This is a genomic window from Arsenophonus sp. aPb (genome assembly GCF_029873475.1).
In the GTDB taxonomy this organism is placed as follows: domain Bacteria; phylum Pseudomonadota; class Gammaproteobacteria; order Enterobacterales; family Enterobacteriaceae; genus Arsenophonus.
The window spans coordinates 1-17,903 of record NZ_CP123499.1; the positions used below are offsets into that span (position 1 = coordinate 1).

Sequence of the window (17,903 nt, forward strand, 5' to 3'; positions counted from 1 at the left end):
GTGTCATTTTCACTTTGGCAGCAATGTCTTGCCCGATTGCAGGATGAGTTACCTGCCACAGAATTCAGTATGTGGATACGCCCTCTCCAGGCAGAATTGAGTGATAACACATTAGCACTCTATGCTCCTAACCGTTTCGTATTAGATTGGGTAAGAGATAAATACATCAATAATATTAATGAATTATTGAGTGATTTTTGTGGTTCTGATGTGCCTGCATTGAAATTCGAAGTAGGTAATAAACCGCAAATAACGCCAAGCGGTGCTTCAACGCATACCGCTGCAAATAAAACCATTTCGACACCAATAAATTCAACAATACGGCCTAGTTGGGACAATACACAGGTTCAACCTGAAATCGCCTATCGTTCAAATGTGAACCCTAAGCACACATTCAATAACTTTGTCGAAGGTAAATCAAACCAACTTGCTCGTGCCGCTGCCAGCCAAGTAGCAGATAATCCTGGCGGAGCTTATAATCCACTTTTTCTTTATGGTGGCACAGGATTAGGTAAAACTCACCTGCTTCATGCAGTAGGTAATAACATCATGGCGCGCAAAGCGAATGCCAAAGTGGTTTATATGCATTCTGAGCGTTTTGTCCAAGATATGGTAAAGGCGTTACAAAATAATGCGATTGAAGATTTTAAACGTTATTATCGCTCAGTAGATGCATTATTAATTGATGACATTCAGTTTTTTGCTAATAAAGAGCGTTCTCAAGAAGAATTTTTCCATACCTTTAATGCTTTACTCGAAGGTAATCAGCAAATCATTCTGACTTCTGATCGCTATCCTAAAGAAATTAATGGGGTTGAAGATCGACTAAAATCCCGTTTTGGCTGGGGATTGACAGTTGCGATTGAACCACCAGAATTGGAAACACGCGTTGCTATTCTGATGAAAAAAGCCGACGAAAATCAGATCCAATTGCCTGATGAAGTCGCTTTCTTTATTGCTAAACGCTTGCGTTCAAACGTTCGAGAGCTGGAAGGAGCATTGAATCGAGTTATCGCCAATGCTAATTTTACCGGTCGTGCAATTACCATTGATTTTGTTCGCGAAGCATTACGCGACCTACTCGCATTACAAGAAAAACTTGTCACTATTGATAATATTCAAAAAACCGTTGCAGAATATTACAAAATTAAAGTTGCTGACTTGTTATCCAAGCGCCGTTCCCGTTCTGTGGCGCGTCCGAGGCAAATGGCAATGGCATTAGCAAAAGAGCTGACAAACCATAGTTTGCCCGAAATTGGGGATGCCTTTGGTGGACGAGATCATACAACCGTACTCCATGCTTGTAGAAAAATTGAGCAACTACGGGAGGAAAGTCACGACATCAAAGAGGATTTTTCTAACTTAATCAGAACATTATCATCCTAATGCTATGAAATTTACTATTGAACGTGAACAATTACTCAAACCACTGCAACAAGTCAGTGGTCCACTTGGTGGGCGGCCTACATTACCTATATTAGGTAATTTATTACTGCAAGTTAGTGAAAATATACTTTCATTAACAGGTACCGATCTAGAAGTAGAAATGGTCGCAAAGGTAACACTAACACAACCAGGTGAAAGTGGTTCAATCACTGTACCCGCCCGTAAATTTTTCGATATTTGGCGTGGGTTACCCGATGGCGCAGAAATCAAGGTCACACTTGAAGGAGACCGTCTGCTTGTACGTTCTGGCCGCAGCCGTTTTTCGCTTTCTACTCTTCCTGCCGCTGATTTTCCCAACCTAGACGATTGGCAAAGTGAAGTCGAATTTGAACTGCCTCAAGCTACCTTAAAACGCCTAATTGAAGCTACCCAATTTTCAATGGCACATCAAGATGTGCGCTATTATCTTAATGGCATGCTATTTGAAACTGAAGGTCAAGAGTTACGCACTGTTGCTACCGATGGCCATCGTTTAGCTGTTTGTTCACTCAATATTGATAAGGATTTACCAACCCATTCAGTGATTGTTCCTCGCAAAGGGGTGGTAGAATTTATGCGATTACTGGATAGTAGCGACGAGTCACTTAAGTTACAGATCGGTAGTAATAATATCCGAGCTCATGTTGGTGATTTTATTTTCACCTCCAAACTGGTTGATGGCCGTTTTCCTGATTACCGACGTGTTTTGCCGAAAAATCCGGATAAAACATTGACCGCGGATTGTGATAAACTAAAACAAGCATTTTCACGAGCTGCGATTTTATCTAATGAAAAATTTCGCGGTGTTCGCCTTTATATAAGTGAAAATCAACTTAGAATTACCGCCAACAATCCCGAACAGGAAGAATCAGAAGAGATTGTTGATGTCAATTATCAAAGTCCGATGATAGAAATTGGTTTTAACGTCAGTTATATCCTCGATGTATTAAATACACTAAAATGCGAGCAGGTTAATTTGTTGTTGACTGATTCAAATTCAAGCGTACAAATCGAAGATGCGGCCAATAACGCAGCAGCTTATGTTGTTATGCCTATGCGTCTATAATATTCAAATTCTATGATGCTTTCGCGTTTACTTATCCGCGACTTTCGTAATATTGAAAGTGCGGATCTATCATTAGCAACGGGTTTTAATTTTTTGATTGGGCCAAATGGCAGCGGAAAAACAAGTATTCTTGAAGCGATCTATACATTAGGGCACGGCAGGGCTTTCCGTAGCATTCAAGCTGCACGTGTCATTCGACATGAACAAGATAATTTTGTTTTACATGGTCGTCTTGTTCCTTTAGCGCCGGAATCACATGAACTGACTTTGGGGCTAAGTAAAGATCGTAATGGTGATAGTAAAGTTCGCATTGATGGTAGTGATGGGCATAAAATTGCTGAATTAGCCAAATTATTACCAATGCAATTAATAACCCCTGAAGGTTTTACCTTATTAAATGGTGGCCCTAAATATCGTCGAGCTTTTCTTGACTGGGGATGTTTCCATAATGAACCTCAGTTTTTTGCTGCCTGGTCTGATTTAAAACGGCTATTAAAGCAACGTAATGCAGCATTACGCCAAGCAACACGTTATAATGAGCTTCGTCATTGGGACTATGAACTGATCCCGCTGGCCCATAAAATAAGCGAATGGCGAGCCAATTATATTGCAGGTATTGCGAAAGATATTGAAAACACCTGTAAACAGTTCTTACCTGAATTTTCACTTAGTATCTCATTTCAACGAGGATGGGATAAAGAAACTGATTATTCAGATATACTAGTAAGGCAATTTGAACGTGACCGAATGCTAACCTATACCGCATTAGGACCACACAAAGCTGACTTACGGCTCCGTGTAGGAGGAATTGCCGTTGAAGATATTTTATCCCGCGGGCAGTTAAAATTATTAATGTGCGCACTAAAATTGGCACAAGGTGAATATTTCACCCGACAGAGTGGGCAACGATGCTTATATCTATTAGACGATTTTGCTTCTGAGTTAGATAAGGATCGCCGTCAATTATTAGCCGAACGGCTTAAAGCGACACAAGCTCAGGTCTTTGTTAGCGCGATTACCATCGCGCAAGTTAAAGATATGTTAGATGGAAATAGCAGGATGTTTTGCGTAAAACATGGCAAAATAGAAGTTCAACCATAGGATCAGAAATTAGCGAGAAACGTTGATGTCGAATACATATGACTCCTCAAGTATCAAGGTATTAAAAGGGCTAGACGCGGTGCGTAAGCGCCCAGGCATGTATATCGGTGATACCGACGATGGTACAGGCCTTCATCACATGGTCTTCGAGGTTGTCGACAACGCTATCGACGAAGCCTTGGCAGGGTATTGTACCGATATTATTGTAACTATACATACCGATAACTCCATCTCTGTTCTCGATAATGGTCGCGGTATTCCAACCGATATCCATGAAGAAGAAGGCGTCTCTGCCGCAGAAGTCATCATGACGGTTCTCCATGCTGGAGGCAAATTTGATGATAATTCCTATAAAGTTTCAGGTGGCCTACATGGTGTTGGTGTTTCTGTCGTTAATGCCTTATCCGAAAAATTATCGTTGGTGATCCGCCGTGAAGGAAAAATCCATGAGCAGACTTACCAATTAGGTGTTCCGCAAGCACCTTTAACGATTGCCGGTGAAACTGAGGAGCGGGGAACTTATATTCGTTTCTGGCCAAGTTTGGAAACTTTCAAAACGGTTACCGAATTCGAATACGATATTTTGGCAAAACGGTTACGGGAGCTCTCTTTTCTCAATTCCGGCATCTCCATTCGTTTATTCGATAAACGTGATAATAAAGAAGACCATTTTCATTATGAAGGTGGAATTAAAGCTTTTGTAGAATATTTAAGCCGAAATAAAACCCCAATTCATCCCAGTGTTTTCTATTTTTCGGCTGAAAAAGAGGGTATTAATGTAGAAATATCCATGCAATGGAATGACGGCTTCCAGGAGAATGTTTATTGCTTTACCAATAATATTCCACAACGAGATGGAGGAACGCATCTGGTTGGTTTTCGTACCGCAATGACACGTACACTAAACAGTTATATGGATAAAGAAGGTTACCAGAAAAAAGCCAAAGTTAGTGCTACTGGTGATGATGCCCGTGAAGGTTTAATTGCCGTTGTGTCAGTTAAAGTTCCCGATCCAAAGTTTTCTTCACAAACAAAAGATAAACTGGTTTCTTCCGAAGTAAAAACCGTTGTTGAAACATTAATGAATGAGAAGCTGGTCGAATATCTATTAGAGAATCCTAATGACGCCAAAATCGTTGTTAGCAAAATTATTGACGCCGCCCGTGCCCGCGAGGCTGCTCGTAAAGCACGTGAAATGACTCGCCGCAAGGGTGCACTGGATCTAGCGGGATTACCAGGCAAATTAGCAGACTGCCAGGAACGTGATCCGGCGTTATCAGAACTTTATTTAGTGGAAGGTGATTCCGCAGGCGGCTCTGCTAAACAGGGACGTAACCGAAAAAATCAGGCAATTTTACCGTTAAAAGGTAAAATTCTTAATGTGGAAAAAGCCCGTTTCGATAAAATGCTCTCCTCACAGGAAGTCGCTACCTTAATAACCGCTTTAGGCTGTGGTATTGGACGCGATGAATATGATCCTGATAAATTACGTTATCATAGCATTATTATCATGACCGATGCCGATGTTGACGGCTCTCATATTCGGACATTATTATTAACTTTCTTCTATCGTCAGATGCCAGAAATCATCGAACGAGGCCATGTCTATATTGCGCAGCCACCTTTATATAAAGTGAAAAAAGGTAAGCAAGAGCAATATATAAAAGATGATGAAGCCATGAACGAATATTTGATCTCAATTGCATTAGACAATGCCGCTCTCTATACTAGCCCTCATGCTCCAGCATTGAAAGGCGAACCATTGGAGAAGTTGATTATTGAATATAATGCGGCGCAGAAAATTATCAAACGGTTAGAACGTGTCTATCCACTTGCTTTATTAAATAATCTTATTTATCAACCTACTTTGGTAGAAGATGATTTGAAAGATAAAGCAAAAGTAGAGGATTGGATCAACACATTAGTTAAACGTCTAACTGATAATGAAGAACATGGTAGTACTTATAGCTACCACATTAATGAAAATAGTGAGCGTCAATTATTTGAACCGGTTTTACGTATTAGAACCCATGGCGTTGATACCGATTACAATCTAGATTTCGATTTTATTCATGGTATTGAATATACTCGCATTACTAAAATCGGCCAGCTAATAGGCGATCTGATTGAGGATGGTGCGTATGTGGAAAGAGGAGAGCGTCGCCAGACTATTTCTTCCTTTGAAGATGCATTGAACTGGTTATCAAAAGAATCACGCCGTGGCTTAATGGTGCAACGCTATAAGGGATTGGGGGAAATGAATCCAGAGCAATTATGGGAAACAACAATGAACCCAGATACCCGCCGCATGATGCGTGTTACTGTTAAAGATGCGATCGCAACTGACCAACTGTTTACCACATTAATGGGTGATGCGGTTGAGCCACGTAGAGCTTTTATTGAAGAAAACGCATTAAAAGCCGAAAATATCGACATTTAATTTTAAATAATAAAATAAAAGCCCCATGCCTAACTTGGGGCTTTTTATTAAATAAAGTTATCTAATATTTTATAATATTTTTAACATACGGCGTAACGGTTCTGCCGCTCCCCATAATAGCTGATCACCAACTGTAAAAGCTGATAAATATTCTGGCCCCATATTTAATTTACGCAAACGTCCAATCGGAACATTCAGGGTTCCAGTCACTGCCGCAGGTGTTAACTGTTGAATGGTTAATTCACGTTCATTAGGAACAACACGAACCCAATCATTATGTGCAGCCAAAATTTGCTCAACATCAGCAATAGCAACATTTTTTTTCAATTTTAAAGTAAATGCCTGACTATGGCAGCGCAATGCGCCAATACGAACACATAAACCATCGACAGGAATAACATGACTAGCAGTATTTAAAATTTTGTTAGTTTCAGCCTGTCCTTTCCACTCCTCACGACTTTGACCATTAGGCAGTTGTTTATCTACCCAGGGGATCAAACTACCGGCTAATGGTGCACCAAAGGATTCAGAGCTGATTTTTCCACTACGCGTGAAGTCAGTGACTTTTTTCTCGATCGATAAAATCGCCGCCGCCGGATTTTGCAATTCATCAGCAACCTGGGAATGTAACTCACCCATTTGCAGTAATAATTCACGCATATTACGCGCGCCCGCACCAGAAGCAGCCTGATAGGTTGCGACCGAAACCCACTCAATCAAGTTTTCAGCAAATAAACCAGCTAATGCCATTAACATCAAACTGACCGTACAATTACCACCAACAAAGGTTTTTATCCCTTCATTTAAACCTCTATCAATATGTTGGCGATTAACCGGATCAAGAATAATAATACTCTCCTCTTTCATCCGTAACGAAGATGCTGCATCTATCCAATAACCTGTCCAACCAGTAGCACGTAGTTTAGAGTAAATTTGATCGGTATAGTCGCCTCCCTGACAGCTAATTATTACCTCTAATTCCTTCAGACTATCAAGATCTAAAGCATCTTGCAGTGTTCCTTGCTGTTGACCATAGTTTGGCGCCAGCTCACCATGCTGAGAGGTGGTAAAAAAAACAGGATTGATATTATCAAAATCACCTTCTTCAGCCATTCGTTGCAGCAATACAGAACCAACCATTCCTCGCCAGCCAATAAATCCAACATTTTTCATTTTTGTTATATCCAATCTGAACGTTGAAGCTCAAGTAAAGTTATCGTCATTTATAAACAATAATCGCAAATTGAAATCATTTTCGCCATTCATTAACACTAATTATTTAATAAATAAAAATCTATTTATAACTGATAAAAACAAAAACACCCCATATTAAGGGTGTTTTACTTAAAATAAAGGTAAACAACTTTATTGCGCGGATTGATGCCAATGAGATCTAAGATATGTTACTGCCTCTTGCGTTTGCGGAGAAGACTGGAGAAGTCCCTCTCTAAATAGGATCTCGCCTTTAATTTCCGGTAATTGATCGTTAAGATCGAGCTGCCTTTTTAGTTCCGGGACACCGCCGTCAAGAGACCAATCAGGCTCGACCTGAGATGGCACGCCAACTTTATACAATGCCATTCCAATATACAATTTAGTGTTAGTCGATTTCACCACATCAGCCCACCATTTTGCGATCACATCATATCGCACAATTTCGCGGGCAAAAGGCCAGTAAATCTGTGGGGCGATATAATCTAATAAACCTTCTTTTACCCATAATCGAGTATCGGCATAGGCTTTGTCATAAGTAGGTCCACCCGCCTTAGTATCGGAGCCTCGTGGATCATCAGAAATATTTCGCCAAACACCGCCAGGGCTAATACCAAATTCAATATTGGGTTTTAACGCACGGACTGTTGAAGAAACCTCTCGAATCAACAACAAAGTATTGTTTCTTCGCCAACTGGCTTTATCTAAAAATCCCTGACCATATCGTTGAAATGTTGCATCATCATTAAGTTTGGAGTTAGGTGTTTCATAATAGAAATAATCATCAAACTGAATTCCATCAATATCATAGTTTCTAACTATTTCAGCCACAATACTGGTGATCCAATTACGAACCTCTGGTAAGCCTGGATCAAGCACAAAACGGTCGTAGGCAGTACCTATCCAATCTTTATGTAAAACATAAACACTAGCAGGTGGAGAAGAAAGTGTCTTTTGCAGTGAAGCTATAGTTTCTGGCTGCGTATCCATTGAAACACGGTAGGGATTTAACCAAGCATGTATTTTTAAATTTCGCTTATGCGCCTCAGTAATAATAAACGCTAACGGATCATAACCTGGGTCTTTACCGACTACACCGGTAAGCATGTCAGACCAAGGGAGAATATGAGAACGATAAAGCGCTGTACCATCGGGTTTAACCTGAAAAAAAACGGTGTTAATGCCTATTTTTACTAAATTATCCAGTTTATCAGTTAGCTCTTTTTTCTGTACTTCAATTCTACGCTGATCTGAATCAAGGTTAACCGATGAAAGGGAGGGCCAATCAAGCCGAGATACGGTCGTTAACCATACCCCACGTACTGGTATCTCTGCTTTAATCGTTGTTTTCTGCTCATCAGCGACTTTTTTATTGTTACAACCAACGACTAAAAACAAGCAAAATAACGAAGTAATAAACCACCCTATCCCCTTTAATCGCAATCGCATCCTTCATTCCTTATTTTGTTATCGTTCAGAGCTCGATAAATTGTGAGTATTGTTTAATTGATGGTATTGTATTAATGACCTTATTAAATATAAAAATATTTATTTTCGGTAATCAATAACAAAAATAACTTAATAATAAAAGTTTAGCTTGCTATCTTTTAATCTTATAAAAAAACACATTAGAACAAAGCGCATTTTTCAATATAAAAATAGGTAACAAAATATAAAAAAACTATCTCGGACTATTATATACAATAATTTATGACGATAGCCTAAATATAGCTATTTAAACCCAACTCACTCTACAGTCACAGATTTGGCTAAATTTCTTGGTTGATCCACATCTGTGCCTTTGATTAAGGCTACATAATAAGATAATAATTGTAGTGGAATGGTATAAAAAATCGGGGCAATTAACTCTTCAACATGGGGTAATGGGATAATTTTCATATTTTCACTGTCAACAAAACCGGCGTCTTTATCAGCAAAAACATAAAGTGATCCTCCACGAGCACGAACTTCTTCTATGTTTGATTTAAGCTTTTCCAATAATTCATTATTCGGCGCAATAATAATCACGGGCATATCGGCATCAATCAAGGCTAGTGGGCCATGTTTCAACTCACCAGCTGCATAAGCTTCGGCATGAATATAAGAAATCTCTTTTAGTTTTAACGCTCCTTCAACCGCTATCGGAAATTGATCACCACGACCCAGAAAAAGAGCATGATTTTTATCAGAGAAATCTTCCGCTAAAACTTCAATCATTTTTTCTTGCGATAACATACTGTCAATACGAGCAGGTAGGGCGTGTAATGCCTGAACAATGTCTCGCTCAAGGGCAATATTTTTATCTTTCAAACGGCTCAGATAAGCAACCAACAATAATAAAACTGTCAATTGGGTGGTAAATGCTTTGGTGGATGCTACACCAATTTCTGCGCCGGCTTTTGTCATTAATGCAAAATCTGATTCACGAACTAAAGAAGAACCGAAAACATTACATATCGCCAACGATGCCAGATAACCAAGCTCTTTCGATAATCTTAATGCCGCTAAAGTATCGGCTGTTTCACCCGATTGAGAAAGGGTGATCAATAAACTATTTTTCCGCCGTGCCGGTTTGCGGTAACGGAATTCAGAAGCAATTTCTACATCACAAGGTATCCCCGCTAAAGATTCAAGCCAGTAACGGGCAACCATCCCAGCATTATATGAAGTCCCACAAGCAACAATTTGAATATGTTCAACCTGAGATAATAGATTTTGGGCTTTTTTATCTAATTCGGTAAAAATAACACTATCATGCTGATCAAAGCGACCTTCCAGGGTATTTTTTATTGCTAAGGGCTGCTCATAGATCTCTTTTTGCATATAGTGGCGATAAATTCCTTTATCTCCAGCATCATATTGAACATTAGATTCTATTGACTCTCGTTCAACTTCTATGCCTTGCTGATCAAAAATTCGCACTGTTCGACGAGTCACTTCAGCAATATCACCTTCCTCTAAATAGATAAAGCGACGTGTAACCGGTAAAAGCGCTAATTGATCAGATGCTAGAAAATTTTCACCAACACCTAAACCTATAATTAAAGGGCTACCCGAACGCGCAGCCACCAGTAGTCCAGGAGTACGGCTATCCATAATGACGGTGCCATAAGCGCCCTTTAACTGGGGGATAACACGCTGTACCACTTCAAGCAAAGTGCCACCTTTTTGTAATTCCCAATGGGTTAAATGCGCGATAACTTCAGTATCAGTTTCTGAAGTAAAAACATATTTTTGTTTTTTAAGTTTTTCACGTAGTTCTTGATAATTCTCAATAATTCCATTGTGAACAACCGCAATATATTCCGATGTATGCGGATGGGCATTTTTTTTGCTTGGCTGACCATGAGTGGCCCAACGAGTATGGGCAATACCTGTGCCACCAATCACCGCATGTTTTTCTACTTCATCAGCTAGGATCTGAACTTTACCGGTTTCACGTAATCGTGTCAGATTGGCTTTATCATCAACTACGGCTAAACCGGCAGAGTCATAACCTCGGTACTCCAGTCGACGAAGTCCTTCAATAAGAATTTCAGCTATATCACGTTGTGCTACTGCACCAACTATTCCACACATCGATTTTCATTCCAAAATAGAGGAGCATATTGCTCTTATGCTGTCGTAACCTGATTAATATATTCGGTTTTACCGTTCCCAAAGCCTGTAGATATTGGGTTTATTGTTTATAAAATAGATGATCAATCGTCATTATTATTTCTTTTGTGGCTATTTTTTTTTACTGGGCGTTGCCAATTGAGAATATGCCGCTGTTTGATACGACTGATAACGAGTTCATTTTCTTTAACATCGTGAGTTAAAGTTGTTCCTGCTCCAATAGTTGCCCCATCAGCAATGGTAACCGGGGCAATTAATTGCGTATCAGATCCAACGAAAACATTATCCCCAATAATGGTTTTAAATTTATTAGCCCCATCATAATTGCAAGTTATTGTTCCTGCGCCAATATTAACATCAGCACCAATTTCAGCGTCGCCTAAATAACTTAAATGGCCAGCCTTAGAGCCTACACCTAAAGCGGCGTTTTTAACCTCAACAAAATTACCAACATGCACTTTATCTGCTAGCCTAGTTCCCGGACGTAAACGAGCAAAGGGGCCAACAGTACAGGCGGTAGATAATTCTGCTCCTTCTATAACTGAGTAAGGGCTAATAATTGAATTATCATTGATAATACAATTTCTTAATATACAACCGGCATGAATATGTACATTATTACCCAGTACAACATTCCCTTCAATAATAACATTAGTATCGATAATTACATTACGCCCGTGCTTTAATGTCCCACGCAAATCAAAACGAGCAGGATCAATAATCATAACACCCGCTAATAATAATCTTTCTGCTTGTTCTTGTTGATAAATACGTTCAAGCGTTGAAAGCTGTAAACAGTTATTCACTCCTTCCATTTCACTCAATTTGATAGGATGAACAGCATTTATTTTACAACCTTCTTCATGTGCCAATGAAATGATATCGGTTACATAATATTCGTTTTGCGCATTGTTATTATTAAGCTTTTTCAGCCATCGTTTTAAATCACCACCATTAGCAACTAATATACCGGTATTAATTTCGTTAATTTTAGCTTGTTCTTCTGTTGCATCTTTTTGTTCAACAATACCAACTACTTCACCTCTTTCACGTATAATACGCCCGTAACCTGTCGGTTCATTAACAATTGCCGTCAATAAACCTATTCCGCCGTCGGGCTTAGCGTCTATTAATCGTTCAAGTGTTTCTTTTGTGATTAGTGGAGAATCACCGTAAAGCATGAGGATATCTTCATTATCAGCAAAATAAGGTGCTGCTTGCTGCATTGCATGCCCTGTTCCTAACTGTTCTGTCTGTAAGATCCAATTAACAGGTTGATTAGCTAAAGCTAATTTAATTAAATCAGCTCCATGACCATAAACTAAATGAATATTAGCTGCCCCAAGGGATAATGACGTGTCGATAACATGCTGCACCATTGGTTTGCCTGCCAGTGGATGTAAAACTTTTGGTAAGTCAGAATACATGCGGGTACCTTTCCCCGCCGCGAGGATCACAACACTTTTTGCGTTCATAGACATAAAAACCTAATAACTCCATCAGTTAGGTAAAAGTAAAACTATTTATTAAGCAAATTACTACATATTTCGTTCAAATAAAAAAGCTTACTATCTATATAATAGAAAAGGAGCGAAACATAAATAAATTGTCTCACTCCCTGTATTTACCTAATTTTTATAAAAATAATTGTAAAGAGACAACTATTTTTTTTAATAATTACTTGGGATTATCTCATTTTTTCATCAGCTCGATGACACGTAATTTAGCAATTGCTTTCGCTAATTCAGCCGATGCTTGAGCATAATCGACATCAGCATGGGCTTTACGAATATGCTCTTCCGCTTTACGTTTAGATTCTAATGCCTTAGCTTCATCCAAATCCTTGCCACGGATTGCTGTATCAGCCAGTACGATAACACCATTTGGTTGAACTTCAAGGATACCACCAGAAAGATAGATCAATTCTTCTTCACCAAACTGTTTAGTAATACGTATCATACCAGGCTTAATGGCAGTTAACAGCGGCGTATGTTGTGGATAGATCCCCAACTCTCCTTCGCTGCCTGTCACCTGGATTTTCTGGACAAGGCCGTCAAACATCTGCTTTTCAGCGCTTACCACAACCAGATGGTATGTCATTGCAGCCATATCAACCTCCCACCAGCGACATTATAAATTTTTCGCTTTTTCTACCGCTTCTTCGATAGTACCTACCATATAAAATGCTTGTTCAGGCAGATGATCATAATCACCATTCAAAATGCCTTTAAAGCCATGGATAGTATCTTTTAAAGAAACAAATTTTCCCGGTGAACCGGTGAAAACTTCAGCCACAAAGAATGGCTGAGACAGGAAGCGTTGGATTTTACGAGCACGCGCAACAACCAATTTATCTTCTTCAGACAACTCATCCATTCCCAGAATAGCAATGATATCTTTCAATTCTTGATAACGCTGTAAAATAGACTGAACACCACGTGCTACGTCGTAATGCTCTTGTCCTACAACCAATGGATCAAGCTGCCGACTAGTTGAGTCCAATGGATCAACCGCAGGATAAATACCTAATGACGCAATTTGACGACTAAGAACGACTGTTGCGTCCAAATGAGCAAAAGTCGTTGCTGGTGAAGGATCGGTCAAATCATCGGCAGGAACATAAACTGCTTGAACAGACGTAATGGAACCCGCTTTAGTGGATGTAATACGCTCCTGTAATACACCCATCTCTTCCGCTAAGGTCGGTTGATAACCTACTGCCGAAGGCATACGACCTAGCAAGGCCGACACCTCTGTTCCTGCTAATGTATAACGATAGATGTTATCGATAAATAACAAGACATCCCGTCCTTCATCACGAAACTTCTCAGCAATCGTCAATCCCGTTAACGCAACACGTAGACGGTTTCCTGGTGGTTCATTCATCTGTCCATAAACCAGAGAAACTTTATCCAATACATTTGAATCTGTCATTTCGTGATAGAAATCATTACCTTCACGAGTCCGCTCGCCGACACCGGCAAAAACAGAATAACCGGAATGCTCAATCGCAATATTACGAATAAGTTCCATCATGTTTACTGTTTTACCAACCCCAGCTCCACCAAATAATCCTACTTTACCCCCTTTAGCAAATGGGCAAATAAGATCCATAACTTTGATACCGGTTTCGAGTAATTCTGTTGAATTAGATAAATCTTCATAACTGGGAGCGGGACGATGAATAGCCCAACGTTCTTCTTCACCGATCTCACCTTTCATATCGATAGGATCACCTAGCACATTCATGATGCGCCCCAAGGTCGCTTTACCGACAGGCACTTCAATTGGGTGAGCTAAATCAACAACGTCTAAACCACGTTTTAAACCATCAGAAGTCCCCATCGCAATGCAACGAACGACACCGCCACCTAATTGCTGCTGAACTTCTAAAATTAGTTTTTCTTTACCATTTATTACCTCAAGCGCATCGTACACTTTAGGTACCGCATCTTGAGGAAATTCGACATCCACTACGGCGCCGATTACCTGGATAATCTTTCCAGTAGCCATCTTGAATCCTCTACGTAATTCGTAAACCTAACCATCAAACTGCGGCAGCTCCCGAAACTATTTCGGTAAGTTCCTGAGTAATGCTGGCTTGACGAGCCTTATTGTAAACCAACTGCAACTCCTTGATCAGGTTACCACCATTATCAGTAGCCGCTTTCATTGCTACCATTCGAGCAGCCTGTTCACTAGCTAAGTTTTCAACGACGCTCTGATAAACCTGTGATTCGATATAACGACGCAGCAGGGTATCAAGTAGTATCTTAGGATCTGGTTCATACAAATAATCCCAAGATTTCTTTTTCAATGTTTCATCATCACCCGCAGGTAGAGGCAATAATTGAGTAATCGTTGGTACTTGAGTCATGGTATTAACAAATTTGTTAGTTACCACATACAACTTATCTAGACGCCCTTCATCATATGCTTCTAACATAATTTTCACGGGTCCGATAAGATCAGACAGAGAAGGATCATCTCCCATTCCGGTTACCTGAGCAACGATATTACCACCCACCGAATTAAAGAATGAAACCGCTTTAGAACCAATTAAAGCCAGATCAACCTGAACACCCTTATCAGTCCATATTTTCATTTCTGTCAGTAATTTTTTAAATAAATTAATATTTAAGCCACCACATAAACCACGATCAGTTGAAACAATTAAATAACCAATACGTTTAACATCACGTTCTTTAAGATACGGATGTTTATATTCCAAATTACCTAATGCTAAGTGGCCAATTACACTACGCATAGTTTCTGCATAAGGACGACTAGCTGCCATACGATCCTGTGTTTTTCGCATTTTGGATGCAGCAACCATCTCCATCGCTTTAGTGATCTTTTGTGTGTTTTGTACACTACCGATCTTAGAACGTATCTCTTTTGCGCCCGCCATTTTCAGCTCCTCCTTATTAACCAAACGGTCTCAATAAAGGCCGAATAGAATTACCAGGATTGAGTTGCTTTAAAAGAATCGAGCAAGGCATTTAACTTGGCTTCGATTTCATCGTTATATTTACCTGTCTGATCAATTTCTTTCAGCAAGATAGAATGCTCACGAGTAGCATAAGCCAGCAATGACGTCTCAAAATCACCAATTTTTGCTAGTTCAACATCTTCCAGATAACCACGTTCAGCAGCGAATAAAGATAACGCCTGCTGCGCAACTGACATTGGTGCATACTGTTTTTGTTTCAACAATTCAGTAACTTTCTGTCCGTGGTTAAGTTGCTTACGGGTCGCATCATCTAAATCAGAAGCAAATTGTGAAAATGCAGCTAACTCGCGATACTGTGCCAACGCGGTACGAATGCCACCAGATAATTTTTTGATAATCTTAGTCTGAGCCGCACCACCTACACGTGATACTGAAATTCCTGGGTTAACTGCCGGGCGAATCCCCGCATTAAACAAGTTAGACTCCAAGAAAATTTGTCCATCGGTGATTGAAATAACATTAGTAGGTACGAATGCTGAAACATCACCTGCTTGCGTTTCAATAATCGGTAATGCCGTTAATGAACCCGTTTTGCCTTTTATTTCACCATTAGTAAATTTTTCAACGTATTCAGCATTAACACGCGCAGCACGCTCGAGTAAACGAGAATGGAGATAAAAAACATCACCCGGGTAAGCTTCACGTCCAGGAGGACGCCGTAGCAATAGCGAAATTTGTCGATAAGCAACCGCTTGTTTGGAGAGATCATCATAAATAATTAATGCATCCTCGCCACGATCCCTAAAATATTCACCCATTGCACAGCCAGCATATGGCGCAAGGTATTGTAATGCAGCAGATTCAGAAGCGGTAGCAACAACAACTATCGTATTCTTGAGTGCACCGTGCTCTTCTAGTTTGCGTACCACATTAGCAATAGTTGAGGCTTTTTGCCCAATTGCTACATAAATACATTTTATTTCTGAATCACGCTGATTAATAATGGCATCAACAGCTAATGCCGTTTTACCGGTTTGGCGATCACCAATGATTAATTCACGTTGACCACGTCCAATAGGAATCATAGCATCAACCGATTTGTATCCTGTTTGTACAGGTTGATCAACCGATTGACGATCAATAACGCCAGGTGCAATAACTTCAACGGCAGAGAACCCATCGTGCTCAACAGGCCCTTTACCATCAATAGGCTCACCCAGCGTATTAACAACTCGCCCAAGTAATCCTCTACCTACAGGTACCTCAAGAATACGACCTGTACACTTGACTTTCATACCTTCCGCTAAGTCGGCATAGGGTCCCATGACTACGGCACCAACTGAGTCACGCTCTAAATTCAGTGCAATAGCATAACGATTACCTGGTAATGCGATCATTTCACCTTGCATAACTTCAGCTAAACCGTGAATGCGGATGATCCCATCATTAACAGAAACAATTGTACCTTCATTGTGAGCTTCACTCACTACATCAAACTGAGCAATACGTTGCTTGATCAGTTCACTGATTTCGGTGGAATTCAGTTGCATATGCTCCAATCCCCTTAAGACTGCAAGACGTCAGTTAAACGCTCAATACGACCACGCACGCTACCATCAATAACCAGGTCTCCGGCGCGGATAATGACTCCTGCGATAACAGACTTATCAATTTTGCAATTCAGCTTAACTTTACGTGACAGACGTTTTTCCATCGCTGCAGAAATTTTAAATTGCTGTTTTTCATTTAGCTCAGTGGCAGAAATGACGTCAATATCAACGGTTGACTCCAGAAAAGCGCGTAATTGTATGAATTGCTTCAAAACCTCTGGTAACGTACTAAGACGCCCGTTTTCAGCCATAATGCGAATTAGATTTCGAACATGTTCATCGATTTCATCACCACAAATAGTGATAAATGTTTTCGCTAATGTTTCTGGCGCTATTGAACCAGAAAGCAGCTCACCTATTTGTTGATTACGGGTTGCTTCAGCAATAAAACTGAGCATATTTTGCCATTTATCAACACGCTGGTTTTCTACAGCAAAATCAAAAGCTGCTTTGGCATAGGGGCGAGCAACCGTAGTAATTTCAGACATGCCCCTTTCCTCCTTTACAGTTCGTTGACCAATTTATCAACGATGTCGCTATTAGCAGCTACATCAACGGAACGTTCAATTATTTTTTCTGCACCTGAAATTGCTAACATAGCAACTTGTTTACGCAACTCTTCACGTGCACGCTTACGCTCAGCATCAATTTCAATTTGCGCCTGAGCAACGATCTTGTTACGTTCAATTTCAGCCTCTGCTTTAGCCTCTTCAATCATTTGAACACGTTGCTTATTAGCTTGCTCAATAATGATTTGTGCTTCTGCTTTTGCTTTTCTCAGTCGTTCGGTCGCATCAGCTTTTGCCAAGTCCAAGTTTTTTTTAGCTCGCTCTGCAGAAGATAAACCATCAGCAATTTCTTTTTGACGTTTTTCAATCGCCGCCATAATTGGTGGCCATACATACTTCATACAAAACAAAACAAACAGGACAAATGCAATAGCCTGGCCGAGGATTGTCGCATTAAGATTCATCGCAC

The 17,903-nt window shown here is 40.1% G+C and carries 14 protein-coding genes; 4 read left to right on the forward strand and 10 right to left on the reverse strand.

Features of this window, described 5'->3' with window-relative positions; all coding sequences use genetic code 11:
* The 4 genes from dnaA to gyrB are packed head-to-tail and all read left to right on the forward strand — an operon-like array spanning nt 1 to nt 6,032.
* Nucleotides 1–1,386, forward strand: coding sequence for a chromosomal replication initiator protein DnaA (gene dnaA / locus QE177_RS00005; RefSeq protein WP_180559098.1), 1,386 nt, complete (start codon nt 1–3; stop codon nt 1,384–1,386).
* A 4-nt stretch (nt 1,387–1,390) separates the two neighbouring features.
* Nucleotides 1,391–2,491, forward strand: coding sequence for a DNA polymerase III subunit beta (gene dnaN / locus QE177_RS00010; RefSeq protein WP_280550708.1), 1,101 nt, complete (start codon nt 1,391–1,393; stop codon nt 2,489–2,491).
* Between the two features lie 12 nt (nt 2,492–2,503).
* Nucleotides 2,504–3,592 (forward strand): DNA replication/repair protein RecF, encoded by a 1,089-nt coding sequence (recF, locus tag QE177_RS00015; protein ID WP_280550710.1) that lies wholly within the window; start codon nt 2,504–2,506, stop codon nt 3,590–3,592.
* Between the two features lie 25 nt (nt 3,593–3,617).
* Entirely contained in the window at nt 3,618–6,032 is a 2,415-nt protein-coding gene (gene gyrB, locus QE177_RS00020; RefSeq protein WP_280550711.1) for a DNA topoisomerase (ATP-hydrolyzing) subunit B, read from the forward strand.
* Nucleotides 6,033–6,101: 69 nt separating this feature from the next.
* On the opposite strand, the gene asd is transcribed toward gyrB, so the two are convergent.
* From asd to atpF, 10 genes are all read right to left on the reverse strand, one after another.
* Complete coding sequence (asd, locus tag QE177_RS00025; protein ID WP_280550713.1) at nt 6,102–7,205, reverse strand: aspartate-semialdehyde dehydrogenase; 1,104 nt, start codon at nt 7,203–7,205, stop codon at nt 6,102–6,104.
* A gap of 192 nt (nt 7,206–7,397) precedes the next feature.
* Nucleotides 7,398–8,693, reverse strand: a complete 1,296-nt coding sequence (locus QE177_RS00030) for a glycoside hydrolase family 10 protein (RefSeq protein WP_280550715.1) — start codon at nt 8,691–8,693, stop codon at nt 7,398–7,400.
* A gap of 297 nt (nt 8,694–8,990) precedes the next feature.
* On the reverse strand, nt 8,991–10,823 hold the full coding sequence (glmS, locus tag QE177_RS00035; RefSeq protein ID WP_280550716.1) for a glutamine--fructose-6-phosphate transaminase (isomerizing): 1,833 nt from the start codon (nt 10,821–10,823) through the stop codon (nt 8,991–8,993).
* 122 nt (nt 10,824–10,945) lie between these two features.
* Nucleotides 10,946–12,343, reverse strand: a complete 1,398-nt coding sequence (glmU, locus tag QE177_RS00040) for a bifunctional UDP-N-acetylglucosamine diphosphorylase/glucosamine-1-phosphate N-acetyltransferase GlmU (protein WP_280550717.1) — start codon at nt 12,341–12,343, stop codon at nt 10,946–10,948.
* 211 nt (nt 12,344–12,554) lie between these two features.
* Nucleotides 12,555–12,971, reverse strand: coding sequence for a F0F1 ATP synthase subunit epsilon (locus tag QE177_RS00045; RefSeq protein WP_026822419.1), 417 nt, complete (start codon nt 12,969–12,971; stop codon nt 12,555–12,557).
* A gap of 21 nt (nt 12,972–12,992) precedes the next feature.
* On the reverse strand, nt 12,993–14,375 hold the full coding sequence (atpD, locus tag QE177_RS00050) for a F0F1 ATP synthase subunit beta (RefSeq protein ID WP_280550720.1): 1,383 nt from the start codon (nt 14,373–14,375) through the stop codon (nt 12,993–12,995).
* 34 nt (nt 14,376–14,409) lie between these two features.
* The gene (atpG, locus tag QE177_RS00055; protein WP_280550722.1) at nt 14,410–15,273 is read right to left on the reverse strand and encodes a F0F1 ATP synthase subunit gamma; all 864 of its coding nucleotides are present in this window, start codon (nt 15,271–15,273) and stop codon (nt 14,410–14,412) included.
* A 50-nt stretch (nt 15,274–15,323) separates the two neighbouring features.
* A complete protein-coding gene (atpA, locus tag QE177_RS00060; protein WP_280550724.1) occupies nt 15,324–16,865 on the reverse strand; it encodes a F0F1 ATP synthase subunit alpha in 1,542 nt (513 codons plus the stop codon).
* A 14-nt stretch (nt 16,866–16,879) separates the two neighbouring features.
* The gene (gene atpH / locus QE177_RS00065; RefSeq protein ID WP_280550725.1) at nt 16,880–17,413 is read right to left on the reverse strand and encodes a F0F1 ATP synthase subunit delta; all 534 of its coding nucleotides are present in this window, start codon (nt 17,411–17,413) and stop codon (nt 16,880–16,882) included.
* 14 nt (nt 17,414–17,427) lie between these two features.
* Nucleotides 17,428–17,898 carry a F0F1 ATP synthase subunit B gene (gene atpF / locus QE177_RS00070; protein ID WP_280550727.1) on the reverse strand — a complete coding sequence of 157 codons (471 nt, stop codon included), beginning with the start codon at nt 17,896–17,898 and terminating at the stop codon, nt 17,428–17,430.
* Nucleotides 17,899–17,903 lie beyond the last annotated feature (5 nt).

Bases quoted from the DNA above. Each gene is read 5' to 3' on its own strand.
- recF (WP_280550710.1), top strand. From the start codon at position 2,504: ATGATGCTTTCGCGTTTACTTATCCGCGACTTTCGTAATATTGAAAGT.
- QE177_RS00045 (WP_026822419.1), bottom strand. From the start codon at position 12,971: ATGGCTGCAATGACATACCATCTGGTTGTGGTAAGCGCTGAAAAGCAG.
- atpF (WP_280550727.1), bottom strand. From the start codon at position 17,898: ATGAATCTTAATGCGACAATCCTCGGCCAGGCTATTGCATTTGTCCTG.
- atpH (WP_280550725.1), bottom strand. From the start codon at position 17,413: ATGTCTGAAATTACTACGGTTGCTCGCCCCTATGCCAAAGCAGCTTTT.
- atpD (WP_280550720.1), bottom strand. From the start codon at position 14,375: ATGGCTACTGGAAAGATTATCCAGGTAATCGGCGCCGTAGTGGATGTC.
- QE177_RS00030 (WP_280550715.1), bottom strand. From the start codon at position 8,693: ATGCGATTGCGATTAAAGGGGATAGGGTGGTTTATTACTTCGTTATTT.
- dnaN (WP_280550708.1), top strand. From the start codon at position 1,391: ATGAAATTTACTATTGAACGTGAACAATTACTCAAACCACTGCAACAA.
- glmU (WP_280550717.1), bottom strand. From the start codon at position 12,343: ATGTCTATGAACGCAAAAAGTGTTGTGATCCTCGCGGCGGGGAAAGGT.
- glmS (WP_280550716.1), bottom strand. From the start codon at position 10,823: ATGTGTGGAATAGTTGGTGCAGTAGCACAACGTGATATAGCTGAAATT.
- gyrB (WP_280550711.1), top strand. From the start codon at position 3,618: ATGTCGAATACATATGACTCCTCAAGTATCAAGGTATTAAAAGGGCTA.
- atpG (WP_280550722.1), bottom strand. From the start codon at position 15,273: ATGGCGGGCGCAAAAGAGATACGTTCTAAGATCGGTAGTGTACAAAAC.
- asd (WP_280550713.1), bottom strand. From the start codon at position 7,205: ATGAAAAATGTTGGATTTATTGGCTGGCGAGGAATGGTTGGTTCTGTA.
- atpA (WP_280550724.1), bottom strand. From the start codon at position 16,865: ATGCAACTGAATTCCACCGAAATCAGTGAACTGATCAAGCAACGTATT.